Raw genomic sequence first — 24,911 nt, 5'->3', positions numbered from 1 at the left:
TTCATTTGCAGCAATCAGTAAGGAACAACATGCTTTTGTCGCACAACATGAAGAGGCTCGCCGCCTTGCACTGGCCTTACAAGAAACGCCTCGCCATCGCGTTCCTGGCCATGATTGTCACGGCGGCCACCGAACCGGTGGTGCCGTATATCTTCCAGGTGCTGCTGGACAAGGGCTTTGTCGGCAAACCGGCCTTCTCGCTGTGGCTGGTGCCGGTGGCGGTGATCGGCATCTTCTTCATCCGCGGCATCGCGACGTTCACCAGCTCGTACATGATGACCTGGGTGTCGACCCGCATTCTCAACGAACTGCGCCGCCAGATGTTTGCGCGCATGCTCGACCTGCCGGTCAACTTCTACGCCACCAACACCGTCGGCAAGGTGATCAACTCGATGATGTTCGAAGTACAGCAGATCATCGACATGGTGACCAAGGTGTTCACTTCCATCGTGCGCTCGGCGCTGACGGTGCTGGGTCTGCTGGCCTGGCTGCTGTACCTGAACTGGGTGCTGACCATTGTCACGCTGGTGCTGCTGCCGCTGGTGACCATCGTCGTGCGCACCACCGGCAAGCGCCTCAAGAAGCTCAATCGCGATTCGCTCGCGGTCAACGCCGAACTGACCCAGGTCATCGAAGAAACCACCCGCGCCCAGCAAGTCATCAAGGTGTTCGGCGGCCATGACTACGAGAAGGGCCGCTTCCACGAGCGCGCCGAAAACCTGCGCCGCTACACCATGCGCATGACCACCGCATTTTCGGCCACGGTGCCGATCACGCAACTGATGACCGCCTGCGCGGTGGCGATCGTGATCGTCATGGCGCTGATCCAGTCCGGCAACGGCCAGATCACGGTCGGTGGCTTCGTCTCCTTCCTGACCGCGATGCTGATGCTGCTGGCGCCGCTCAAGCAACTGGCGGAAATCAACGGCCCGCTGCAACGCGGCATGGCGGCGGCGGAAGAAGTCTATATCCTGATCGACAAGCCCATCGAACGCACCGGCGGCGAAACGCTGTCGGCACGCAGCACCGGCAAGCTGGAACTGGTCAACGTCAATTTCTCCTACCCCGGCCATTCCCAGCTGGCGCTGCAAAACATCAACCTGAGGGTGCAACCGGGCGAGACCATCGCCTTCGTCGGCATGTCCGGCGGCGGCAAGTCGACGCTGGTGAGCCTGATTCCCGGCTTCTACTCTGCAACAGGCGGCGAGATCCTGCTCGACGGCAAGCCGATCGAGTCGATTTCTCTGACCAGCCTGCGCCGGCAAATCGCCATGGTCAGCCAGAACACCGTACTGTTCGACGACACGCTGGCGGCCAACATTGCCTACGGCGACGCCCGGCCCGATGCTGAGCGCGTACGCGCGGCGGTGGTCGCCGCGCATCTGACCGATGTCGTGGAAGGCATGCAGGAAGGCCTGGAAACCCGCATCGGCGACAACGGTTCGCGCCTGTCCGGCGGACAGCGCCAGCGCGTGGCGATTGCGCGCGCGATCTACAAGGACGCGCCGATCCTGATCCTCGACGAAGCCACCTCGGCGCTCGACACCGAATCCGAGCGCGCCGTGCAAGCCGCGCTGGACCGGTTGATGGAAGGCCGCACCACCTTCGTCATCGCCCACCGCCTGTCGACCATCGAACGCGCCGACCGCATCGTCGTGCTGTCGCACGGTCAGATCGTCGAAGTCGGCAGTCATCAGCAGTTGCTGGCCAACGAGAGCGTGTACGCCAATCTCTACCGCCTGCAATTTTCCCAACAAGCCGACTGATTTCGCGTCAATAACAACAACCGTTATCCATGCCCCAGACACCTCAGACACTGATCCCGCCAGCGCTGCTGAAGAAGTCGGACAAGATCCTGTTCATCGCCCACCTGGCGCTGGGCGATTTCACTTACCTGCAGAATTTCTTCCAGGCTTTCGCGCGCGCCAACCCGCACCTGAAAGTTCATCTGTGGGTTGACGAAGTTCGCCGCACCAGCGACCCGGCGCAATGGAAGCACCTGGGAAAATATTCGCTCTACGACTGGGTCGCGGCCTGTCCGTTCTTCGACAAGATCTACACCCGCACCTACAGTCCGGCGCTGTATCAGGAGTCGATTGAGGAAGCGCAACGCGAACACTATCCCATCGTGGTGTCGCTGGCGACGCTGCGGCCGCACCTGTATGCCGGCCTGGCGCGCAGCATCAGCCCGGACGGGCTGGTGATCGGCATGAAGAAGCGCGTCAAGTTCTACCAGCCGCACCACCAGCTGGCCTACCGCAAGCTCAACGCCGCGATCCCGCCGTACAGCGTCGACCGCGCCAACCCGCAGCACATCAGCGACGTCTATGCGCACTGGTTCCATCAGCTCAGCGGCCTCGAGGTCGGCGCCGCCGAGCGCTTTCCGTTCGTCGATATTCCGCAGCAGTGGCGCGACTACGCGCAAGAGAAGCTGACTTCCTGGAATGCCAAAGCGGCGTCGGGACAAAGCGGCAAACTGGTGTTCATCAATCCCTACGCGAAGACCAAAAAACGCTGCTGGCCGCTGGAACATGTCGCCGAACTGATCATCGGCATGAAGAAACTGGACGCCTGGCGCGACAGCAGCTTCATCGTCAACGCGGTGCCGCAAGAGCTCGAGCACGCACGCGCCATAATCAGCGGCTACCAGTTGGAACGCACCGAACTGTTCAGCGCCGAGGAGAATTTCTTCCAGCTCCCGGCCATCCTGGAACGCTGCGACCTGATCATTTCGGTGGAAACCGCCGTCATGCACCTAGCCAACGCCGTCCACGTACCCGTGATTGCGTTGATGCGCCAGAAGAATCCGGAATGGGTGCCGATCGATCGCGCCAACAGCACCGTCATCACCGCCCCCAGCCGCCGCGACTGGGTCAAGGCCGTCAGCGTCGAACAAGTATTGAAAGCGATCCCATGAACCAGTCCGTGAACCAACCCGTGAATCCGCAAGCCGCCCCCGTGGGCAGCAACGGCAAGCCATCCTTCCATATCGCCTTTTGCGTCGACAACAATTATTTTCGCGCGATGGGTGGCACCATCTCGTCCATCATCGACAACAATCCGGGCCAGCATTTCACGTTCCACGTCCTGGCGTTTGAAGTGTCGGAGGATCACCAGCGCCGCCTCAGGCAACTGGAAGACATGTACCCGGTCAGCACCCAGCTGCACCTGCTCGACCTGAACTCGTTCACGCAGTTTTCGCACTTCATCGGCCACTCCCACTATTCGCTGTCGATCTTCACGCGGCTGGTGATTCCGACCGTATTGAAGGGCCAGACCGACCGCGTGCTGTATCTCGACGCCGACATCCTGTGCGTCAACAAGCTCGATGAAATGGTCGACATGGACATCAGCGGCGACATCGCCGTGGTGGTGCCGGACGCGCCGGTAACGCTGCAGCGCCGGGTCGCCGCGCTGGGACTGAAGCACAACGAGTATTTCAATGGCGGCGTGATCTTCATCAACATCGACAAGTGGATCAGCGAAGACATCACCAAACAGACGCTCGACGCGCTGCTCGACAGCAAGACCGACATGCGCTTCAACGACCAGGATGCGCTCAATATCGTGCTCAACGGCCGCGCCCGCTACATCTCGCCGCGCTGGAATTACCTGTACGACCTGATCCATGACCTGAACGTCAACAAGTTCGCGCTGCGCCCGGTCGGCAAGGCCGTGTTCGTGCACTTCGCCGGTGCCGTCAAACCCTGGACCGACTGGAGCGGCCACGACGCCCGCCATCTGTTCCGCAAGTATTTGTCGCTGACGCCATGGGCCGACATGCCGCTCGACCCGGAACCGAAGAACACCAAGGAAATGCGCATGCACTCGCGCTTCATGTACCGCCAGGGACGGCCGCTGGAAAGCCTGAAGTGGTATATCCGCTATTTGCGCAAGCGCGCTGCGAAATAAGCCTCGCTCTTATCAACAGAACTACGCCACCCGATCTGCCGACAGAAATGCCCATTACCAGCAAACACATTCTCATCAGTCGCCAGGACAATATTGGCGACGTCATTCTGACGCTGCCGATGGCCGCGCGCCTGAAACAGCTCAATCCCGGCGTCAGGATCACACTGCTGTGCCGCGCCTATGCGGCGGAGGTAGTGCGGTACTGCAACGATATTGACGACGTGGTGGAGATTGAAAGCATCGAGAACGATCTGGTCGGTTACCTGAAGCGGTCAGACATTGACACGGTCATCCTTGCGCAACCTGACCGTGCGCTGGCGATTGCATCGTTTCGCGCGGGCATCCGCCATCGGATCGGCAACGCCAGGCAAAAGATCTATCAGTTGATTTACTGCAATCGCCGCGTGCGATTCAGCAAAGGATTGTCGGAACATCACGAGTCGCAAATCAACTTCGAGTTTTTGCGACCTTACGGCGACAAACACATCCCGGAACGCAACGAGATTCCATCGTTCTATCATTTCAGCATCCCCCACGACGAAGCCAGCAGCGCGCTGTTGGCGCCGCATGCGTTCAACCTGATTCTGCACACGAAATCCAACGGTCACGGCCGCGAATGGCCGATCGAGTCCTATCTGGCGCTGGCGCAGGAATTACGCCGGCAGCCGGGTGTGCATGTCTGGCTCACGGGCAGCCCGAAAGAAGGAGAGTGGCTCAGGGAAAATGCGCCGGAACTGGTCGGTTTGCCGAATGTCAGCAATGTCTGCGGCACGCAAACGCTGGCCCGACTCACCAGCTTCATCCACCAGGCCGACGGCCTGATCGCCAGCGGCACCGGCCCCTTGCATCTGTCGGCGGCGATCGGCCAGCGTACGTTGGGCCTGTTTCCGCCTACCCGCCCTATGCATCCGGGTCGCTGGGCCGCCATCGGAAAACGCGCCAGCAACCTGTGCCTGGCCGAAGCCGGCTGCGTCGGCTGCAGCGCACGCGACAAGATCACCTGCGATTGCATGCGCGCGATCACGCCGCAAGCGGTGATAGAAGTAGTGCGTGGCTGGATTGAGGAAAAACAGGCCGCCGGCAGGTAAGTTTGCCTAGCCGACCGGAAACTGACGAACCCGGCGGTTCGTCAGTAGTTTGAGACGGAAGCGCATATCGGCCGCAAGGCCGGCGCGGCATCAGGCCATCGCTGCCGGCTCAGTCCTCAGTACTTGCTGCGCCAGGAAACTCTTGCGTTTGATCACATAAGTCATGCAAAACGCGGTACTGATGGCATAAAACGGATAGCACTCCCACCACAGAAACACCACGTCAACCAAGCCGAGCGTAAAAAATCCCAACGACAAGGCCATTCCCATTCCTGCCACGCAGCGGACTTCCATATCGGCATGACGTACGTCCCGGATGAAATAATAGAGAGGGACAAAGTACACTGCCAGAATCGCCAGCAATCCCAGCACGCCAAGCCTTGCCATCATGAACAGGATCTCATTGTGCGAATGCGGCAGACTCGCGGAGAAAGGGCTGATGATCTTGCGCTCGGCCAGTTCCTGCAACGCACCCTGATACTGTTCTACGCCGACGCCGAACAAGGGGTGTTCCTTGAACAGGATCCACGATCCATGCCACAGCTGGAAACGGATTCCGAGCGAAGTGTCGCGATCCGTACCGGTCGTATATAGCTGAATATCTTTTTCTGCAACGGCGAGCCGTTCCTTCAAAATACTGCTGTGCTGAAAGACGCCGGCGACGACGACGGCAAAGACGATGGCGGCACCGATCTTGTACACCCGGGGAATATGCCTGACCACCATACTGCCCAATATCGCAAAGACGAAGATCGTCACCCACGTCCCTCTCGATTGCGACAAATACGCGGCGTAAACGCCGGCACCGGCGGCAACGATTTTCAATCCCATGAGCAGCCAGGAATGGCGCTTGTCCCATGCAATTGAAAAGAGAGAAAATACGCCTAGCAGCAATACCAGTTCCGCAAAAATGATAATCGGGATGAAGTCCGTACCGTAGCGCGTTTCCCCTCCTGCTGTGAGCGTATATATCTTCACGATCGCCAGGCAGGCACCCACAATCAATCCCCACTGCACTTGCTTGAGATAGTTGAGCGGCACCAGCAGCATGACCCAGAAGACCAGTCCGAACAACGCCAGACGTGATTGCGAGTCGTAACTTCTGCCCGCAAAATGCCCTGTCGCCAGCTGATTGGCCAGCACGGCGACCAGCGGCGCGCTCATGGCTGCAAGAAGAGGCCAATATTCTTTCGCCAGGAGGAAAAAGGTCTTTCCTTCAGGCCGGGCGCGACCGATGATGCCGGCGAGCGCCAAGAGCAGCAGCAAGGAATAGATGACGCCGGCGGACCGATCCACCACCAGCACGAGCGCATAAAACAATGTGACCAGCATGGCGACTGGCAGTTTCAAATATTTCAATCAATACTCCGCGTTCAAAAATATGTCCGAAGAGCGCCGGAAAATACCTGACGCGCCGGGGAAACCATCTGTCAGAAGCGCCGCCCGGGAAAAACACGATGCGATCGGCGGCAACACTTATGTTTCAGCTCATTTTTTGCCGCGGGAATGAAAACGGCCGAGAGCGCGTTTCCACAAATACTTCGCGTGCCAGGCAGTGCCTTCGAGGGTTCTTCCTTGCCGGACCAGAAACTTGGAAAACAGCTTTAGTTCCCTGGTGCTCCTGGGTTGATCCAAGGGCATATCCGCCCACGAAGACAAATTCTGATAACCGATGAAGATCGGCTTCGCCTCATGCAGGCACCAGTCGTGCCAGGGCTTGACCGGACCGGTGAAATGCATGAACACCACCGGCGCGGTCACCTCCAGCTTCGACTTGCCTTTGCTGAGGAAATCCACCAGGTGATAGCGGTAATTCCACTTGTCCCCGATGAACTTGATGCGACCGTTGAGAGCGATGTTGAGCGCATCCTGATCGGCAAAGACCAATTCCTGCGTCGACAAGATGGTGAGCGCGCGCACTTGCGTGTTGTTGGCGATCCAGTTGTCGACATTGATATACATGACGCCGGCGTTGAAATATTCCTGCACCGGCAAACCGAGCGCGACGATCTGTGTCTTGGCGGTAGTTTCGATCTGGTCGTGCACTGCGGCGGCAATGCAGTCGTCAATGTCCATCGACAGCAATTCGTCCATCTTGCCCATGCATAGCAGGTCGGCATCGAGATAGAGCACGCGTTTGGCCACGCCTTGCAACAGATCGGGAATCAGCAGACGGATGAAGGTGCCGAGGTGATGCTGCGCAAAGCAGGGAAAATTCCGGAACTCATCCAGCACGTGCGGATCCAGCACATGGATGCGGATCTCGATCGCGTATTGCGCTTCCAGTTGCACAATGCGGCGGCGACTGTCGTCCGACACCGAGAAGGCGAACGCGTGGAAGACGAAACGTATGGCGGGATTGTTCTTGATTACTGAAGCAATCGCCACGCCCATGCCACGAAAATAGCTGCTGTCCACGCCGAAAGCGATATGCAGGGCGTCACCCCCCGACGATGCACCCGCAGTACTCAAAGAATCACTCATGTTCCTCTATCCTGGCCGGCCTTGCCGACCGTCTTTTATTTCGGCGTCGTATGCCGACCCCGGTTTGTCTTTATTAATATTCAACAACCACGGCTTCCTGTCCGAACGATTCCTTCAATGACGACTGCAAGCCGTCGCTGGGAACCACGCGCCAGGAATCTCCGAGAATCACTTCGCAGCCGACTCCGGACTGTACATATTTCATGACGAAGGGTAAACCCTGCGGCTGACGGTAGGATGACAGTGTGTCGCGCAGGTACGCCGGATCGACGCCCTTGTTGAGCGACACCACCACCCGCTGCCCGTACTGGATACGTGCTGCGCCGATGTCCATGACCTTTTCGGCGGAGATGCGCAGGCCGCCGTTGAAGCGGTCTTCCGACACCTTGCCCTGCACGATCAGCAATTCGTCTTCCTTGAAAAAGGCCTTGTTCGGTTCGGCCAGTTCGCCGTAGACCGTGACGTCGACCGTGCCGCTGCCGTCGTCGAGTGAAACGATCAGCAGCTTGCCGCGCTGGGTCATCTGCACGCGGATGCCGGTGATGATGCCGGCCAGCGAACGCGGATCGCGTGACGGCTCCAGACTGGAAATCTTGGTCCGCACAAACTGGCGCACCTCTTTTTCGTAAGCGTCGAACAGATGGCCGGACAGGTAGAAACCGAGCGCGGTCTTTTCTTCCGTAAGGCGCTGCTTGTCGCTCCACGCGCGCACCTGCACGTATTCCAGCGGCGTCTCGAGGTCGCTGTCGTCGCCGCCGAACAGGCTGACCTGGTTGGCCGAGGCTTCCATTTGTTCCGCATTTTCCCAGGCCAGGCCGACCGTGGCTTGCAGGATTGCGCGGTCGACGCCGAAGCAGTCGAAGGCGCCGGCGCGTATCAGAGAATCGACCGTGCGGCGGTTGATCTGCTTCTTGTCGACGCGCTTGGCGAAGTCGAACAAGTCCTTGAACGGACCATCCTGGCGCGCCGCGATGATGGCCTCGATCGCGCTCTGGCCTGACCCCTTGACGGCACCCAGGCCGTAGCGGATATGCACGGCCTTCTTGCCCGGTTCGCCGACCGGGGTGAAGCGGTAGTCGGACAGGTTGATGTCGGGCGGCAGCAGGCTCAGGCCGCAGACATCGAGCGAGTCTTCAACCAGGATCTTGATCTTTTCGGTATCGTCCATGGCGAGCGACAAGTTGGCGGCCATGAACGCGGCAGGGTGATGTGCCTTGAGATAGGCGGTGTGATACGACAGCAGCGCGTAGGCAGCGGCGTGCGACTTGTTGAAGCCGTAGCCGGCGAATTTTTCCATCAGGTCGAAGATTTCGTCGGCCTTCTCCTGCGACAGGCCGTCCTTGGCGGCGCCTTCGCGGAAGATGTTGCGATGCTCGGCCATCTCTTCGGCTTTTTTCTTGCCCATCGCGCGACGCAGCAAGTCGGCGCCACCCAGCGAGTAGCCTCCGACCACCTGCGCCATCTGCATGACCTGCTCCTGATAGACCATGATGCCGTAGGTCTCGGACAGGATGCCTTCGGTGCGCGGATCGGGATAGTCGAATTTTTCGCCGTGCTTGCGCTTGCAGAAGTCGGGGATCAGGTCCATCGGACCTGGACGATACAGCGCCACCAGCGCAATAATGTCCTCGAAGCGGTCGGGCCGCGCGTCTTTCAGCATGCCTTGCATGCCGCGGCTTTCCAGCTGGAACACGGCGACCGTCTTGGCCTTGGTCAGCAGGTCGTACGAAGCGCGGTCGGTCAGCGGCAACCGGGCCAGATCGAAATCGGCCATGGCCGGATCGAGCTGCTTGATGTAGCGCACCGCGCGATCGAGGATCGTCAGCGTGGTCAGGCCCAAGAAGTCGAACTTCACCAGGCCGACCGCTTCAACGTCGTCCTTGTCGTATTGCGACACCACGCCGGCATCGCCGCCCTGCGTGTACAGCGGGCAAAAATCGGTCAGCTTGCCCGGTGCGATCAGCACGCCGCCGGCGTGCATGCCGATGTTGCGGGCGATGCCTTCGACCTGCTGGGCCAGGCCCATCAGCTGCTTCACTTCTTCTTCGTTTTCCAGCCGCTCTTTCAGCAGCGGCTCCTCTTCGATGGCGTCGGCCAGCGTGACCAGCTTGCCCGGCTTGAAGGGGATCAGCTTGGAGATGCCGTCGCAGAAGTTGTAGCCCAGGTCGAGTACGCGGCCGACGTCGCGCACCGCGCCCTTGGCCGCCATGGTGCCGAAGGTGGCGATCTGCGAGACCGCCTCCTTGCCGTAACGGTCCTTGACGTACTGGATAACGCGGTCGCGGCCTTCCTGGCAAAAGTCGATGTCGAAGTCAGGCATCGATACCCGTTCAGGATTGAGGAAGCGTTCGAACAGCAAGTTGTATTCGAGCGGATCCAGATCGGTGATCGACAGCGCATACGCCACCAGCGAACCCGCGCCTGAACCCCGGCCCGGACCGACCGGCACGCCATTGTTCTTGGCCCATTGAATAAAGTCGGCCACGATCAGGAAGTAGCCGGGGAATTTCATCTTGATGATGGTGTCGTTCTCGAACTTCAGGCGCGCCTCGTAACGGGGGCGCTCTTTCTCGCGGCGGGCTTCATCGGGATACAGGTGCTTGAGGCGCGCTTCCAGGCCGATCTTGGTTTCGGCCACCAGGAAATCGTCGATGGTCATGCCGTCCGGCGTCGGGAAGTTCGGCAACTGCGGCTTGCCCAGCGTCAGCATCAGGTTGCAGCGCTTGGCGATTTCTATCGTGTTCAGCACCGCGCCCGGCAGGTCGGCGAACAACTCCGCCATCTCGGCCTGGGTCTTGAAATTCTGCTGCTCGTTGAAGCGTCGCACGCGGCGCGCATTGGCCAGGATCTCGCCTTCGGCGATGCAGGTGCGCGCTTCGTGGGCGACGAATTCGTCCTGCGACAGGAACTGGATCGGATGCGTGGCCACCACCGGCAAGCCGAGGCGCGCCGCCAGGGCGACCGACTGGCGCACCTGGACTTCCATGTTGGGTTGGTTGGCGCGCTGGATTTCGACGTAGAAAGCGCCCGGAAAAACCTCGCTCCAGCGCTGGGCGGCGCGCTCGGCTGCCGCCACGTTGCCATTCTCGATGGCGATGCCGACATCGCCGAAATGCGCGCCCGACAAGGCGATCAGGCCATTGCCGCCTTCATCATGACGCAATTGTTCCAGCCACTCGGGGCGCAGTTCGGCGCGGCCGCGATGCAGGTTGGTAAGCCAGGCCTTGCTCAGCAGGTCGCACAGTTGCAGGTAGCCGTGATGATCCTTGACCAGCAACAGCAGGCGCGAGGGCTTGTCGCGGTCGTCGTCGTTGCTGATCCAGACGTCGCAACCGGCGATCGGCTTGACGCCCTTGCCGCGCGCGCCCTTGTAGAACTTGACCATGCCGAACAGGTTGGCCAGATCGGTGATCGCCAGCGCGGCCTGCCCGTCTTTGGCGGCCGCCTTGACGACGTCGTCGATGCGGACCAGGCCGTCGACGATGGAGTACTCGGAATGGAGTCGAAGATGTACGAATTGCGGTGTAGTCATAGCCCGCTATTTTACCGTGCCATGACATGGGGTCCGCCTCGAATTTGCTTTTTAAAGGACCGGCCGGGGACCTTCATTCGCAGTGAATTCGCGGCCGGCTTGTTTGATCTGCATCATGGCGCGCGCAGATTGCGCCCGACGCCCATCGCAGAACCGGCCCGGGGCGTTTATAATGCTGTTAATTCAAAGACTTAGGCAATACCATCATGCAAGAAATGCAACAAAACAGACAAGCGCAACGAAAGCAACAAGCGCAACAATCCGAAAATTCGTACGTCAACATCGCCGCTTACAAATTCATCACCTTCAGCGACACGGTTGAACAGCGTCCGGTGTTCCTGGCATTTTGCCAACAACACAATTTGCGCGGCACCGTCATCCTGAGCCCGGAAGGCATCAATCTGTTCCTGGCCGGCAAGCGCGCCGACATCGACGCCTTCTTGACCTGGTTGCGCGCCGACGCGCGGTTTGCCGACATCGAAGTCAAGGAAAGCTATTCCGAGCACCAGCCGTTCAACCGTATGCTGGTCAAGCTCAAGGCCGAGATCATCACGATGAAGCATCCGCTGATCAAGCCGGAAGAAGGTCGCGCGCCCTTTGTCGACGCCGTGACGCTCAAGCGCTGGCTGGACCAGGGTCACGACGACAATGGTAAACCGGTGGTCATGGTCGACACGCGCAACGCCTTTGAAGTCGACGTCGGCACCTTCGAAAACACCATCGACTACCGCATCAACAAGTTCACCGAGTTTCCGCAAGTCATCGCCGACCACAAGGAAGAGCTCAACGACAAGACCGTGGTGACCTTCTGCACCGGCGGCATCCGCTGTGAAAAAGCCGCGATCCACATGCAGAACATCGGCTACGACAGCGTCTACCAGCTCGAAGGCGGCATCCTCAAGTACTTTGAAGAAGTCGGCGGCGCGCATTACCAGGGCGATTGCTTCGTGTTCGACTATCGCACCGCGCTCAATCCGCAGCTGGAAGAAACCCAGACCGCGCAGTGCTTTGCCTGCCGCGCCGTGGTGACGCCGCGCGAACAGCTGTCGCCAGCTTACGTGCCCGGCAAGTCGTGCCCGCATTGCGCGCCGGAAGCGGCCGATAGCGGTACCGGCAACGTCACGGCGAACATAACGACTGCGGCCACCGCCTGATTCATTCGGCAGATCCCGCCCCGGCCAACAAAAAGCCCACCTTGCGGTGGGCTTTTTGCATGGAACGCGTGCAACGTAAAACCCGGCAGCTTACTTCTTGAACTGCGCAGCGGTTTCAGCCACACGCTTGCCGAACAGCTTGGCGGTTTCCAGGTCGCCCGGCAGCGGGCCGTCTTCCGGCGATGAATCCGACGGGCTTTGCGCCATCAGTCCGGAGAAAGAACCGACGAAGTTGATGTCATTGCGTTGCGCCGCCTTGGAATTGGCAGGCATCAGGCCGGTGCCTACCCAGATCATGCTGTGCTGCATGCCGAGCGTGAACAGGTAGTGCAGGGTCGACAGCTTGTCGCCGTTCATGGTGGCCGAGTTGGTGAAGGCGGCGCCGATCTTGTCTTTCCACTTTTGCGTGAACCATGGCTTGGAGCTGGCGTCGGCGAATTTCTTGAATTGCCACGACACCGAACCCATGTAGGTCGGCGAACCGAAGATGATGGCATCGGCAGCGTCCAGCGTGGCCCAGGCGGCGTCGCTGATGTTGCCTTCGGCGTCGATGGCGATCAGGTCGACCGTAGCGCCTGCAGCCGCAGCAGCGCCGGCGTAGACGGCTTCCGCCTGCTTTTTGGTGTGGCCGTAGCCCGAGTGATAAATGATGGCGACTTTGCTCATATTCGATTCCTTGTTGTCATGTGAGTGTACCGATGGAAAAACGGGCAAACGCTTGCTGCACCGGCGAGCATAACGCTCCGCGCCGCGCTTGTGCTACGTTTGAGATGCATTCATACAAATTTTTTGGTGCTGATTTACACTATATCTAATGGTCTCCCACAAAATAAGCACTGTAATTTAGACATCTCATTCAAAAAATTTAAACAAGCGCATGAACCTCACGCTGGAATCCCTGCAAATCCTCGACATGATCGACCGCAAGGGCAGCTTTGCCGCTGCTGCGGTGGTGCTCGACCGGGTGCCGTCGGCGCTGACCTACAGCGTGCGCAAACTGGAAGACGACCTCGACGTGCTGCTGTTCGACCGCCGCGGCCACCGCGCCAAGCTGACGCCGGCCGGGCGCGAATTGCTGACCGAAGGCCGCCACCTGCTGGCCGCTGCCGATGATCTCGAGCAACGCGTCAAACGCACCGCCACCGGTCGTGAGACCGAGTTGCGCATCGTCCTCAACAGCATCATCCCGTTCGCCAACATGCTGCCGCTGATCGCGGCGTTCGATCGCGAAGCCGGCGGCACGCGCCTGCGCTTCACCCCCGGCGTGCTGTCCGGCACCTGGGACGACATGCTGGCCGGACGCGCCGACCTGGTCATCGGCGCAACGCTGGACGGCCCCGAGATCGTGCGCACCAGCGGCCGCTTCCAGACGCGCCAGCTGGGCACGATCGAATGGGTATTCGCGGTGGCGCCGGGCCATCCGCTGGCCGACGCGCCTGAACCGCTGTCGCCGGAACTGGTGCGCCGGCATCGCGCCGTCGCCGTCGGCGACAGCAGCCGCAACCATCCCGGCCTGACCATGGGCCTGCTGGCCGGCCAGGAAACGCTGACCGTGCCGACGGTCTCGGCCAAACTGCAAGCGCAACTGGCCGGGCTCGGTTGCGGCCATTTGCCGCGCTACTGGGCTGCGCCTTATCTGGCCGGCGGCGCACTCATCGAAAAACAGACCCTGCTCAGCAAACCGCACGAAAACTTCCTGATCGCCTGGCCCAAGGCTGAGCAGGGAAAATCGCTGAAATGGTTCCTGCAGCATCTGTCGCAACCCGAAGTCCAGCGCGCACTGCTGAGCGGTGCCCCTCCTCATGAATAATATCGAACGCTACGTCGGACGCTTCGCCCCGTCCCCTTCCGGCCCCTTGCATGCCGGCTCGCTGGCCGCCGCCATGGCCAGCTACCTCGATGCGCGCGCGCACGGCGGACGCTGGCTGCTGCGCATGGAAGACATCGACGAAACGCGCACCGTGGACGGCGCCGCGCACGAGATCGAAACCGCGCTGCATGCGCTGGGCATGCGCTGGGATGGCCCGGTGCTGGTGCAAAGCGAGCGCAAGCAACGCTACCTCGATGCCTGCGCGCGCCTGGCCGGCTACGTCTACCCCTGCGGCTGCACGCGCAAGGAAATCGCAGATTCCAACCTCGGCGTCGGAGCCGATGGCGCCGCCATTTATCCCGGCACCTGCCGCCACGGACTGGCGCCCGGCAAGCAGGCGCGCACGCTGCGTTTGCGCGTGCCTGACGCCGGCGAGGACGGCGAAGAAATCAGTTTCACGGATCGCTGGCTGGGCCGGCAAAGCCAGCACCTGGCAACGCAAGCGGGGGATTTTGTATTGAAACGCGCCGACGGTTTCTGGGCGTATCAATTGGCGGTGGTGGTGGATGACGCCGAACAGGGCGTGACGCACATCGTGCGCGGCGCCGACCTGCTCGACTCGACCGCACGGCAGATTTACCTGCAGTGCTTGCTGGGTTATCCGACGCCGGCTTATTTGCATGTGCCGCTGGTGCTGCATGACGACGGCGAGAAACTGTCGAAGCAAAATGGCGCGCAGGCGCTGGACCTTGCACGTCCGCTGGACGAACTGCACCGCGCCGCCGCATTCCTGGGCCTGGACATGACAACGGCGACCGAAGTCGCCGCATTCTGGGAGCAGGCGCTGCCGGCCTGGCAGCGTCGCCTCGCTGATCTGAAGTCCTGATCAGCGCTTGGGCATGCCGCCCAACAGTGCCGCCACCTTGTGCTTGGATGGCTTGCCGGCCGGCTTGGCCGCGCCTGCAGCGCTGACGGAAGCGTCAACCGGCGCCGGCGCGGCGGTCGGCTCGTAGGGCTTCAGGAACCACGGATCGACCTTTTCACGGCGCACGCCGCCGCTGCGGCCGTAGGATTGGGTATCGCGGCGCACGCTGGAGCGCTCGCCATCGCTGCTGCCGGAAGCTGCACTGCTGCTGCGCTCGCCACGATCACCACGATCGCCCCGTTCAGTACGTTCGCCACGGCCGCTGCGTTCCGGGCGTTCACCACGCTCGCCACCGCGATCGCTACGTTCGCTGCGCTGACGCGGCACGAAGCCCGCCAGTTCGGCACGCACGAACTTGATCTTGATCAGCTTCTCGATGTCGACCAGCAGGCGCTCATCCTTGTCCGAGAACAGAGAGATCGCGTCGCCCGAGGCGCCCGCGCGGCCGGTGCGGCCGATGCGGTGGACGTAGTCTTCGGCGTTGTACGGCAAGTCGACATTGATCACGCACGGCAGGTCGGTGATGTCGAGGCCGCGCGCAGCGACGTCGGTGGCCACCAGCACTTCAACCTGGCCCTGCTTGAAGGCTTCCAGTGCGGCCATGCGCTCGCCCTGGGATTTGTCGCCGTGGATCGCGGACGCCTTGACGCCATCGTTCTCGAGCTGGCGCGCCAGCTTGGAAGCGCCGATCTTGGTGTTCGAAAACACGATCACCTGCTTGAGCTGACGCTCGCGGATGATGTGCGCAACGGCGTCGCTCTTGGCGTCTTCGTTGACCTTGTAAATGGTCTGCGTCACGCGATCGGCGGTGGCGTTGCTGCGCGCGACTTCGATGGTGACCGGGTTGTTCTGGAAGCTGGCGGCCAGCTTCTTGATTTCCGGCGAGAAGGTCGCCGAGAACATCAGGTTCTGGCGTTGCTTCGGCAACAGATTGATGATGCGCTGCAGGTCCGGCAGGAAGCCCATGTCGAGCATGCGGTCGGCTTCGTCCATGACCAGGATCTGCGTCTGCGACAGGTTCACCGTCTTTTGCTGGACGTGGTCGAGCAGACGGCCCGGGGTGGCGATGACGATTTCAACGCCGGCGCGCAGGGTCGCGGTTTGCGGCGCCATGTCGACGCCACCGAAGACCACGGTGGAACGCAGCGGCGTGAAACGGGAATAGGCTTTGACGTTGTCGGCGACCTGGTCGGCCAGTTCACGCGTCGGCGTCAGGATCAGCGCACGCACCGGATGGCGCGCCGGCGACATGCTGGTGCTGGCGTGGGCCAGCAGCAACTGGATGATCGGCAGCGAGAAGCCGGCAGTCTTGCCGGTGCCGGTTTGCGCGGCGCCCATGACGTCGCGGCCCTGCAACACGATCGGAATCGCCTGCTCCTGGATCGGCGTCGGATGGATGTAGCCTTGCGCCGTGAGCGCCTTCAGGATATCGGGAGAGAGGCCGAAGTCCTCAAAGCGGACGGCAGGCGTTTCTGGTGTTGCGGTTTCGGGCAATTGCTCAGGCATGTTTGGAGAGTGTCCTCAGGCGAACCCTGCGTGAATCGATGCAATGCGACACAATATTCTGCACAGCAGATTGCGGCGGATACATTCGCGAAGAGGCTCTGTAGCTTTCAGTAAAAACGGATGTTTGACATATCGCGCGACGCCGTTCATGAAAGATCATGCAAGATCATGCAGGAAGGACGGGAGGCTCGCGTCAAGAAATTTCCGATGGGAAATCACCCGGCAATCCGCTATTATACGCCGCCCCGCAATTTGGCTTCATGACAGTTTCATGTTGCTTTGTATCGCCGATATCAAAACGGCAACATGAGCCCGGGAGCCGCTCCGGCAAACGGAACGGCCCCCATAGGAGAAAATCAGGCGATCGTGATGTTCAGGTCGGCCAGGCCGTCAACGTGACCGTGCAACTTGTCGCCCTTGACCACGGCGCCCACGCCTTCCGGCGTGCCGGTATAGATCAGGTCGCCGGGGAACAGCTCCACCAGTCCCGACAGATAGGAAATGGTCTCGGCCACGTTCCAGATCAGGTCCGACAGGTCGCCCTGCTGGCGCACTTCGCCGTTGACCTTGAGCCAGATCGCACCTTGCTCAGGATGGCCGATCTTTGACACCGGCAGCAGCGGCGCGCATGGCGCCGAATGATCGAAGCCCTTGCCCATGTCCCAGGGCCGCGCCAGTTTCTTGGCTTCGCCCTGCAGGTCGCGGCGCGTCATGTCGAGGCCGACGGCATAGCCGAACACCAGATCCAGCGCCTGGTCGGCCGGCACGTCGCGACCGCCCTTGCCCAGGGCGACAACCAGTTCGATCTCGTGCTGGTAGTCGCTGGTCTTGCTCGGATAAGGCACGGCGCTGCCGGTCGGCACGATGGCGTCGGTCGGTTTCATGAAGAAAAACGGTGCTTCGCGGTTGGGATCGTGACCCATTTCGCGCGCGTGCGCGGCATAGTTGCGGCCGACGCAGTAAATGCGGCGCACCGGGAAAGGATCGCCGCCGACGACGGGAACGGTGGTGACGGCGGGAACGGGAATGGCGTAAGACATGCTGGGGCTCCGTAAGTATTCTGATGAAACGGGGATGCGGTGGCGCCGTTGAGGCTCTGCGAGTGTAAAAGAAAACGCCCGCGCGCGCAGGCGACATGCGGCAAATTCCGACATGACAGAGGTTTTTTTGTGTAGCATCGTCAGACTTGACGCCTCGTTTGACGGCTTGCCACGCGAACCAGCAACCCAATTCAGTAACCGACCTCACCTATGCGCCCTAACCAAAATCCCGCAGCCGCCGCAGTGCAAATCCAGCAAGCAGTCGCGCTCCACCAGAGCGGCGAACTCGACAAGGCCGAAGCCCTGTACACCAAGGTGCTCTCCAAATTTCCCCGGCATTTCCAGGCGCTGTACCTGCTCGGCATGCTCGAACTGCATCGCAAGAACCACAAGGAAGCACTGGAACTGATCGATGCCGCGCTGAAGATCAATCCGACTCATATCGACGCCTTGTTCGACCGCGCCACCATCCTCGAAGACACCGAGCGCTACACCGAAGCGCTGCGCGCCTATGACCTGGTGCTGGCGCTGAAATCCGATTTCACCGAAGCGCTCTACCGGCGCGGCAACGTGCTGCGCGCCATGAAGCGGCACATGGAAGCGCTGGATTGCTACAAGCGCGTGCTGGCCGTCAAACCCGACCACGCGCAAGCCTGGCTCAAGCAGGGCAACTCGCTCAACGATCTGGGCCGCCTGCGCGAAGCGCTGACTTGCTACGAAAAAGCCGTCGAAGCAGCGCCCGAATATCCCGAGGCGCTGTTCAACCTGGCCAACACGCTCAAGGAATTCGATCGCCTGGACGAAGCCATGGCGACGTACGACAAGGTGCTGAAGATCGAACCGGATTTCTCCGAAGCGATCGCCAACCGCGCCTTCCTGCTGGTGGGACAAAACCGCCTGGAAGAAGCGCTGGCCGCGTACGACCACGCGCTGCAGCTGATGCCCGATTCCACCGAAGCGCTGTACAACCGCGCCGCCACGCTGGAAGAACTGCAACGCTACGATGAGGCGATCCAAGCCTACGGCCGGGTGCCGCAGAACAATCCGAACTTCCAGTCGGCGCGCTGGAACACCGCCCTCGCCAACCTGAAACTGGGCAATCTCGAAACCGGCTGGCGCCAGTACGAACAACGCTGGCAAACCGAACAGATGCGCAAGACCCAGCGCTATTTCAGCCAGCCGCTGTGGCTGGGCCAGGAATCGCTGCTGGGGAAAACCATCCTGGTGCATTCCGAACAGGGTTTTGGCGACACGCTGCAATTCGTGCGCTACGTCCCGTTGCTGGCGGAACGCGGCGCGCGCGTGATCCTGCAGGTGCAACCGGCTTTGAAGCCGCTGCTGGCGAAGGTCAAGGGCGTCGCCTTTCTGTTGGCGACCGGAGAGCAGCCGCCGCCATTCGACCTGCATTGCCCGCTGATGAGCCTGCCGCTGGCGCTCGAAACATTTGCGCTGTCGGACATCCCGAACCAGACATACCTGGCCGCCGATCCGGTCAAATCGGAAGGCTGGCGAGTGCGGCTGGGAGACAAGCACAAGCCGCGCGTCGGCCTGGTCTGGGCGGGCAGCAATCCGCGCGCCAACAGCCCGGCAAGCAAACGCCTCGATGCGGTGCGTTCGGTACCGTTCGCGGCCTTGTCGCCGCTGCTGCAAAACGACGCCGTCGACTATTCCGCGCTGCAGGTCGGCGAGGAAGCACTCATGCAATTGCGCGTGCATGGCGACGGCAAGCGCGTTGCCGATTACTCCCGCGAGTTGCGCGACTTCTCCGACACCGCCGCGCTGATCGACAACCTCGACCTGGTGATTTCGGTCGACACCGCCGTCGCTCACCTCGCCGGCGCGCTGGGCAAGCCGGTATGGCTGCTCAATCGCTACAACCCCGACTGGCGCTGGCTGCTCGAACGCAACGACTCGCCCTGGTATCCAAGCATGCGGATTTTCCGCCAGAGCAAGGCCGGCGACTGGAGCGACGTGATCCGGCAGGTGCAAGCCGAACTGCAAGCACAAACGCAACGCTGATAAAAAAGCCCGGTAAGTCTTACCGGGCTTTTTTTATTTTCGGATTTTTTCTCTAGCCGCCGAAACGCACTTCCGGCAATCCCCGCACACCATCCAGCGTCACCGCGAACAAGCCGCCGGCCGTCGGCTCGCGCGTCCTTGCCGCCTCATCCATGCCCTCATGCGCGGTCGTCACGAACAGGGTGTCGAGATTGGCGCCGCCGAACGCAGGGCAACTCGGCTGGGATACCGGCACGGCGACGATACGGTCAACCAGGCCGTCGGGCGCGTAGCGCACCACGCGCGCTCCGCCCCATTGCGCATTCCACAGATAACCCTGGCTGTCGATCGCGGAGCCGTCGGGCCCACCCTTCTCGCCCGCGAGATCGACGAACAGGCTGTATGCGCCGACTGCGCCACTGACAGGATCGTAGTCGCACGACATGATCTTGTCCTGCATGGTGTCGCAAAAATACATGCGCGTTCCGTCCGGGCTGAAACAGATGCTGTTGGAAATCGCCACGCCCGGCAACGGCAAGCGCTCGAAGCTGAGGTCGGTGTTGAGCCGGTAGAAACTGCCGATCGGCGCACGCCCCTTGTCCTCATTAAGGGTGCCGAACACGAAACGCCCCTGGCGATCGCAACGGCCATCGTTCAGGCGCGTGGTCGGCAGGTCTTGTTCCACCGAGCGGATCGTCGTGATCTCGCCGCTGTCCAGGTTGAAGAACGCCAGCCGGGACGCCAGGCCGATCAGCAGCCGGTCGGTTTGTGCCGTCAGTGCGAACACCGACAGACGTTCCGGCATGGGCCAGCTGCGGGTGGCGCCGTTGGCCGGGTTGTGATTCCACAGCGTGGCTCCCTGGATGTCGGTCCAGAATATCGATTGCGTCCTGTCGCACCAGATCGCGCATTCGCCGAGTTCATGTTTGCCGTCAACGATCAGGCTTGCTTGCATGGGATGTCTGCTCCGTGATGGGAAATCCTGCCGCCGATTTCCGGGTATGAAATTCGATGGTGAAATCCGAAATGAGACTTGAAACTTTAAACGAAAAGAGGCAAGCCGTGGCTTGCCTCCTTCCGCTGCTGCGTTTTTACTGCGCTCTGCCGCTCGTTACGATCGGATCCTCATACGATCAGAACGAGTGGGCAATGCCGAAATAGCCGCCAGTCTGGCTTTGGCCCGCCAGCGGCGCACCGGCTTCGTCGGCTTCCAGCGAGAAGGTGCCTGCGCCGCTGTTGCGGACAGTGCCGGCGCCAACGTACAGCAGGGTGCGCTTGGACAGGTTGTAGTTCAGGCCTGCCATGAACAGGTTGGCCGAACCGCCGTTGTTGTTGGCGTTCACGTGGAAGACCGAACCGATCAGCGTCAGCGCAGGCGAGAGCTGGTAGTTGGCGCCGATCCAGTAGTGATTGACCTTGTCGGTCGAACCAGGAGCGACATCCGGCGCCTTCAGGTTTTCATAGCCCAAATACATCTTCAGCTTGTCGATGGTGTAAGTACCGCCCAGGATCAGTTCCTTGGACGAGTCATACACGTTGCCGGCAGTTGTAGTGCCATCCTGATTGGTCTTGATGCTGCCATACTTGCCGTTGGCGTCACGCACCAGATCATAGATCGCGCGCAGTTCCAGGCCCTGGTTTTCATAGACCAGCGACACGCCGTCCTTGCGGCCCTTGGTGGTCGAACCGGCCTTCTCGCCGAGGCTGGTCTGGAACGTCGCGTTAAAGCCGCCCCAGGTCGGGGTCTGATATTCGATGATGTTATTGGCGCCGCCCCAGTTGCGTCCATGCACCAGATTGGCAGTGCCGATCCATTGCTGTCCGGTCGGATCGAGGAACCAGACGTCGTTGTCGATGAACAGGTTCTTGCCGATCTTGACCGAACCGGCGCTGCCGTTCAGGCCGACATACGAACGGCGGTTGAACAGTTCAGGACCGTTGGTAGCGCCCTTGGTGGCGCCGAAGCCCGACTCCAGCAGGAAGAAGCTGTTGAGGCCGCCGCCCAGGTCTTCTTTGCCCTTGAAGCCGATCATGCTGGTGCCCCACTGGTTGCTGGCGGCACGCACTTGCGTACCGGTGGCGCCGTTGGCCTGGTGCACATTGCTCTGAACATCAACGCCGGCGACGACGCGACCGTAGATGGTGACGCTGTCTTCCGCCTGCGCAGATGCCAGGCATGCGCCGAACAAGGAGGCCGTGCCCAGGGCCTTGAGAATGGTTTTGGTTGAGATGGACTGAGTCATCGTGAAGTCTCCGTAGATCTTTGTAGTCAACAGGGTGGAGTCGATTGCTGCACCCTCGCTTTTTTTGTATGAAACCCGCGTTGAATTGACGCGCAAAAATCCTCCTCGATACCGGTTTTCGCAACCGTTCGATCAGCATTTCGTCAGCTTCATTTCAACGTGAAGTCCAGAGCGTGAAACCGTCTGGACTGGCCTAGATACTAAGGATTTGCGACATATATTTCTAATGAATTATTTGCCTCAGCCGATACTTGATTTGATATCATCCTGAGATATAAAAAAGGTAGCGGAGACAAATGAAAAACAGCGACCCGAACTGGTTCCTGCGCGCGCGACTGAAGACCCGGCAACTGTTGTTGCTGATCGCTCTGGACGATGAACGAAACATCCATCGCGCCGCCAACGAACTCAACATGACGCAGCCTGCGGCATCCAAGCAACTCAAGGATCTCGAGGACATGCTCGGCGTGACCTTGTTCGATCGCCTGCCGCGCGGCATGCGTCCGACCATCTACGGCGAAGCCATGATCCGCCACTCGCGCATGGCCCTCACCAGCCTGTCGAAAGCGCACGAAGACATCGTCGCGCTGAAGTCCGGCCTGTCCGGCCAGGTTGACGTCGGCGTGATCCTGTCGCCGGGCATGTCGCTGCTGCCGGCGGCGATTGCGCGCGTCAAGGAACACTCACCCATGCTGCGCATCGGCGTCGAAGTCGAGAGCAGCAATATCCTGCTGGCGCGACTGCTGCGCGGCGACCTGGACTTCCTGGTGGCGCGCATCCTGGACGAAGAAGTCAGTCACAACCTGCACTACGAAGAGCTGTCCGACGAGCCCATCTGCGCCGTTGCACGCGTCGGCCATCCGTTGCACGAGCACAAGAACCTGACGCTGAAAGACATCGTCGACGATCCCTGGATCATGGCGCCCAAGGGCAGCATCCTGCGCAGCCGCGTCGACCTGATGTTCCGCAAGAGCGGCCTGACGCCGCCGGCCAACGTGGTCGACACCACCGCCATCCTGACGATCACCAGCCTGCTGCAACAGACCGACTTCCTGTACGCCATGCCGACCGAAGTCGCACGCTATTATTCCCAGGCGCGGCTGATGGATCTGTTGCCGATAGAATTGCCGTGCAAGATGGACGGCTTCGGCATCATCACCCGCCGCGAACAGCTACTGTCGCCGGGTGCGATGATCCTGCAGCAGGCGATCAGGGATGTGGCGAAGACGATTTACTGATTTCGAAATTTTCACGGCAATAAAAAAGCGAGACCGAAGTCTCGCTTTTTTTCATCTTTATCGGACCTCACCTAGATTGGTGAGAAAGTGCCGATAGCAAGGCGCGCCGACGCAGACAGTGCGTGAGCACGGCAAGGAGAAGCAACGCCGCTAGCGGTGCTTTATCACCAATCTACGCCCAACCGGCGTCGACGATGAATTCTTGTGCAGTACACATGACGCTTTCATCCGACGCCAGGAACAACACCATCCGCGCCAGATGCCACGGCAGCAATTCACCCTGCAGGCATTGGTTGCGCTTGATGTCTTCCTTGCCCTTTTCATCCAGCCACAATTCGATCTGGCGCTCGGTCATGACCCAGCCTGGCGTCACGGTGTTGACGCGGATGTTGTGTGCGCCGAGGTCGCGCGCCAGGCCGCGGGTCAGGCCCAGCACCGATGACTTGGCCGTGGTGTAGACCGGGAAGCCGCCGCTGGACGTGTGCCAGCTGATCGAGCTGAAGTTGATGATGGAGCCGGCCTTCTTCCTGATCATGCCCGGCGCGACGGCCTGCACGGCGAAGAACGATGGACGCTGGTTGATCGCGATGCGGTTGTCCCAGTATTCCTGCGTCACGTCTTCGAGCTTGTGACGTTCATCATTGGCGGCGTTGTTGACCAGCACGTCGAAATCGCCCAGCTGCTCAGCCAGTTCCTTGATGGTGTTTTGCAGCGATCCGATGTCGCGCAGGTCGCAATAGCGGAACGACGGCGCAGTGAATCCGGCTGCAGCGATCTGCTTGCACAAGGCTTCGCTGGCGTCCCTGGCGATGTCGACAAAAGCGACGATGGCGCCCTGTTCAGCCAGCGCGCTGACGATCGCAGCGCCGATGCCGGTGCCGCCGCCGGTGATGAAGACGCGCTTCCCCTTGAGGCTGGGGTAGCTCGCCAGTTGATATGTTGCAGACATGTTTTCTCCAGAATCCCTGAGTTGAATTGCGCTTCAGAGGACGTGTACGTGCGGATGCGGCACATCGTCCAGGCTGAGGCGATTGCGCAGCGCCGGACCGAAGGCAGCGACATCGATTTCAAACGTCTCGCCCGGCGTCACTGTGATGTTGTCCGAGCAGCTCAGCGTCGCGGTGCCGAAGAAGTGGATATGGACGTCGCCGGGACGGCGGAACAGCGGATACTTGAAGTGGTGGTATTCCAGGTTCGACACCGTGTGCGACATGTTGTCCTCGCCGCTGACGAAAGGTTTCTCCCAGCGGACCTTGCCGTCTTGCGCGCGGATGCGCGACATGCCTTGCACGTGCGCCGGCAATTCACCCACCAGCAATGCCGGTCCGACCGAGCAGACGCGCAGCTTGGAATGCGCCAGGAACAGGTAGTTCTGGCGCTCGGTCACGTGATCCGAAAACTCGTTGCCGATGGCGAAACCCAGGCGATACGGCTGGCCGTTGTCGCCGATGATGTAGAGGCCGGCGATCTCCGGTTCTTCACCGCCGTCGAGGGCGAAGTGCGGCATCGCCAGCGGCTCTTCCGCGGCGCGCACGATGGAGCCGTCGCCCTTGTAGAACCATTCCGGCTGCACGCCGATCTTGCCGGCTGCAGGCTTGCCGCCTTCCAGACCCATGCGGAACATCTTCATGCTGTCGGTCAGGTTGTCGCCGGCGCCGTCGAGCTTCTTGTGCATGGCATCGCGGCCATCGGCGCTGCCCAGATGGGTCAGGCCGGTGCCGGTGACGTAGCAGTGCGCCGTGTCTTCATGGTCCAGCGGGGCCAGCAGGCCACCTCGCTCTGCAACAGACGCGTAGTCGACCACGGTCGAGCCGAGCGCTGCGGCGGCGAACTCGTGCAAGGAACTCTTCTTGGCGATGGCGGCGCGCGCCAGGGCGTAGGTGCTGCGATAACCGTCGACGACGCGGATCTTCTTGCCGTCGTCTTCGAGGCTGCCGACCAGGCGCGAGCCGTCGGCTTGTTTGAATTGCACCAGCAACAT

General features: G+C 60.8%; 19 protein-coding genes. 9 read left to right on the top strand and 10 right to left on the bottom strand.

Annotated elements, in window-relative coordinates:
• Positions 1 to 47: 47 nt before the first annotated feature.
• Genes msbA through F506_RS07375 form a run of 4 tightly spaced genes read left to right on the top strand, consistent with a single transcriptional unit; the run spans position 48 to position 5,000 of the window.
• A complete protein-coding gene (gene msbA, locus F506_RS07390) occupies positions 48 to 1,766 on the top strand; it encodes a lipid A export permease/ATP-binding protein MsbA (RefSeq protein ID WP_407638225.1) in 1,719 nt (572 codons plus the stop codon).
• 29 nt (positions 1,767 to 1,795) lie between these two features.
• Complete coding sequence (locus F506_RS07385) at positions 1,796 to 2,917, top strand: glycosyltransferase family 9 protein (protein WP_053196215.1); 1,122 nt, start codon at positions 1,796 to 1,798, stop codon at positions 2,915 to 2,917.
• Entirely contained in the window at positions 2,914 to 3,912 is a 999-nt protein-coding gene (locus F506_RS07380; protein ID WP_053196212.1) for a glycosyltransferase family 8 protein, read from the top strand. Before F506_RS07385 ends, F506_RS07380 begins: the two co-directional genes overlap by 4 nt.
• A gap of 47 nt (positions 3,913 to 3,959) precedes the next feature.
• The gene (locus F506_RS07375) at positions 3,960 to 5,000 is read left to right on the top strand and encodes a glycosyltransferase family 9 protein (protein WP_053196211.1); all 1,041 of its coding nucleotides are present in this window, start codon (positions 3,960 to 3,962) and stop codon (positions 4,998 to 5,000) included.
• A gap of 90 nt (positions 5,001 to 5,090) precedes the next feature.
• On the opposite strand, the gene F506_RS07370 is transcribed toward F506_RS07375, so the two are convergent.
• From F506_RS07370 to dnaE, 3 genes are all read right to left on the bottom strand, one after another.
• Positions 5,091 to 6,359 carry an O-antigen ligase family protein gene (locus F506_RS07370; protein ID WP_053196209.1) on the bottom strand — a complete coding sequence of 423 codons (1,269 nt, stop codon included), beginning with the start codon at positions 6,357 to 6,359 and terminating at the stop codon, positions 5,091 to 5,093.
• A 129-nt stretch (positions 6,360 to 6,488) separates the two neighbouring features.
• Positions 6,489 to 7,484 (bottom strand): glycosyltransferase family 8 protein, encoded by a 996-nt coding sequence (locus tag F506_RS07365; protein WP_053196207.1) that lies wholly within the window; start codon positions 7,482 to 7,484, stop codon positions 6,489 to 6,491.
• 73 nt (positions 7,485 to 7,557) lie between these two features.
• Positions 7,558 to 11,016, bottom strand: a complete 3,459-nt coding sequence (gene dnaE / locus F506_RS07360; RefSeq protein ID WP_053196205.1) for a DNA polymerase III subunit alpha — start codon at positions 11,014 to 11,016, stop codon at positions 7,558 to 7,560.
• A 215-nt stretch (positions 11,017 to 11,231) separates the two neighbouring features.
• Between dnaE and F506_RS07355 the strand changes: the two genes are divergently transcribed.
• Positions 11,232 to 12,170 carry a sulfurtransferase gene (locus tag F506_RS07355; protein WP_053201353.1) on the top strand — a complete coding sequence of 313 codons (939 nt, stop codon included), beginning with the start codon at positions 11,232 to 11,234 and terminating at the stop codon, positions 12,168 to 12,170.
• 90 nt (positions 12,171 to 12,260) lie between these two features.
• Here the strand turns inward: F506_RS07355 and F506_RS07350 are convergent, their stop codons facing one another.
• Positions 12,261 to 12,836 (bottom strand): flavodoxin family protein, encoded by a 576-nt coding sequence (locus F506_RS07350; RefSeq protein ID WP_053196202.1) that lies wholly within the window; start codon positions 12,834 to 12,836, stop codon positions 12,261 to 12,263.
• A 211-nt stretch (positions 12,837 to 13,047) separates the two neighbouring features.
• On the opposite strand from F506_RS07350, the gene F506_RS07345 reads away from it, so the two are divergent.
• Positions 13,048 to 13,980, top strand: coding sequence for a LysR family transcriptional regulator (locus tag F506_RS07345; RefSeq protein ID WP_053196200.1), 933 nt, complete (start codon positions 13,048 to 13,050; stop codon positions 13,978 to 13,980).
• A complete protein-coding gene (gene gluQRS / locus F506_RS07340; protein ID WP_053196199.1) occupies positions 13,973 to 14,866 on the top strand; it encodes a tRNA glutamyl-Q(34) synthetase GluQRS in 894 nt (297 codons plus the stop codon). Before F506_RS07345 ends, gluQRS begins: the two co-directional genes overlap by 8 nt.
• Here gluQRS and F506_RS07335 read toward each other — a convergent pair whose 3' ends face one another.
• The gene (locus tag F506_RS07335) at positions 14,867 to 16,411 is read right to left on the bottom strand and encodes a DEAD/DEAH box helicase (RefSeq protein WP_053196197.1); all 1,545 of its coding nucleotides are present in this window, start codon (positions 16,409 to 16,411) and stop codon (positions 14,867 to 14,869) included.
• A 356-nt stretch (positions 16,412 to 16,767) separates the two neighbouring features.
• Positions 16,768 to 17,451: a fumarylacetoacetate hydrolase family protein gene (locus F506_RS07330; protein WP_053196195.1), complete on the bottom strand. Its 684-nt coding sequence runs from the start codon at positions 17,449 to 17,451 to the stop codon at positions 16,768 to 16,770.
• Positions 17,452 to 17,661: 210 nt separating this feature from the next.
• On the opposite strand from F506_RS07330, the gene F506_RS07325 reads away from it, so the two are divergent.
• Positions 17,662 to 19,470 carry a tetratricopeptide repeat protein gene (locus F506_RS07325; protein WP_053196192.1) on the top strand — a complete coding sequence of 603 codons (1,809 nt, stop codon included), beginning with the start codon at positions 17,662 to 17,664 and terminating at the stop codon, positions 19,468 to 19,470.
• Between the two features lie 52 nt (positions 19,471 to 19,522).
• Here the strand turns inward: F506_RS07325 and F506_RS07320 are convergent, their stop codons facing one another.
• Both F506_RS07320 and F506_RS07315 read right to left on the bottom strand, forming a co-directional pair.
• The gene (locus tag F506_RS07320) at positions 19,523 to 20,404 is read right to left on the bottom strand and encodes an SMP-30/gluconolactonase/LRE family protein (protein WP_053196191.1); all 882 of its coding nucleotides are present in this window, start codon (positions 20,402 to 20,404) and stop codon (positions 19,523 to 19,525) included.
• Positions 20,405 to 20,582: 178 nt separating this feature from the next.
• Complete coding sequence (locus F506_RS07315; protein WP_053196189.1) at positions 20,583 to 21,692, bottom strand: porin; 1,110 nt, start codon at positions 21,690 to 21,692, stop codon at positions 20,583 to 20,585.
• 296 nt (positions 21,693 to 21,988) lie between these two features.
• Between F506_RS07315 and F506_RS07310 the strand changes: the two genes are divergently transcribed.
• Positions 21,989 to 22,930, top strand: coding sequence for a LysR family transcriptional regulator (locus F506_RS07310; RefSeq protein WP_053196187.1), 942 nt, complete (start codon positions 21,989 to 21,991; stop codon positions 22,928 to 22,930).
• A gap of 172 nt (positions 22,931 to 23,102) precedes the next feature.
• Here the strand turns inward: F506_RS07310 and F506_RS07305 are convergent, their stop codons facing one another.
• Positions 23,103 to 23,879: an SDR family NAD(P)-dependent oxidoreductase gene (locus F506_RS07305; protein ID WP_053196186.1), complete on the bottom strand. Its 777-nt coding sequence runs from the start codon at positions 23,877 to 23,879 to the stop codon at positions 23,103 to 23,105.
• 33 nt (positions 23,880 to 23,912) lie between these two features.
• Positions 23,913 to 24,911, bottom strand: a complete 999-nt coding sequence (gene araD1 / locus F506_RS07300; RefSeq protein WP_053196184.1) for an AraD1 family protein — start codon at positions 24,909 to 24,911, stop codon at positions 23,913 to 23,915.

The sequence above is a fragment of the Herbaspirillum hiltneri N3 genome (assembly GCF_001267925.1).
In the GTDB taxonomy this organism is placed as follows: Bacteria; Pseudomonadota; Gammaproteobacteria; order Burkholderiales; family Burkholderiaceae_D; genus Herbaspirillum; species Herbaspirillum hiltneri.
The sequence above is the reverse complement of the archived record's forward strand: the minus strand, read 5'-3'. Positions and strand labels throughout refer to the sequence as shown.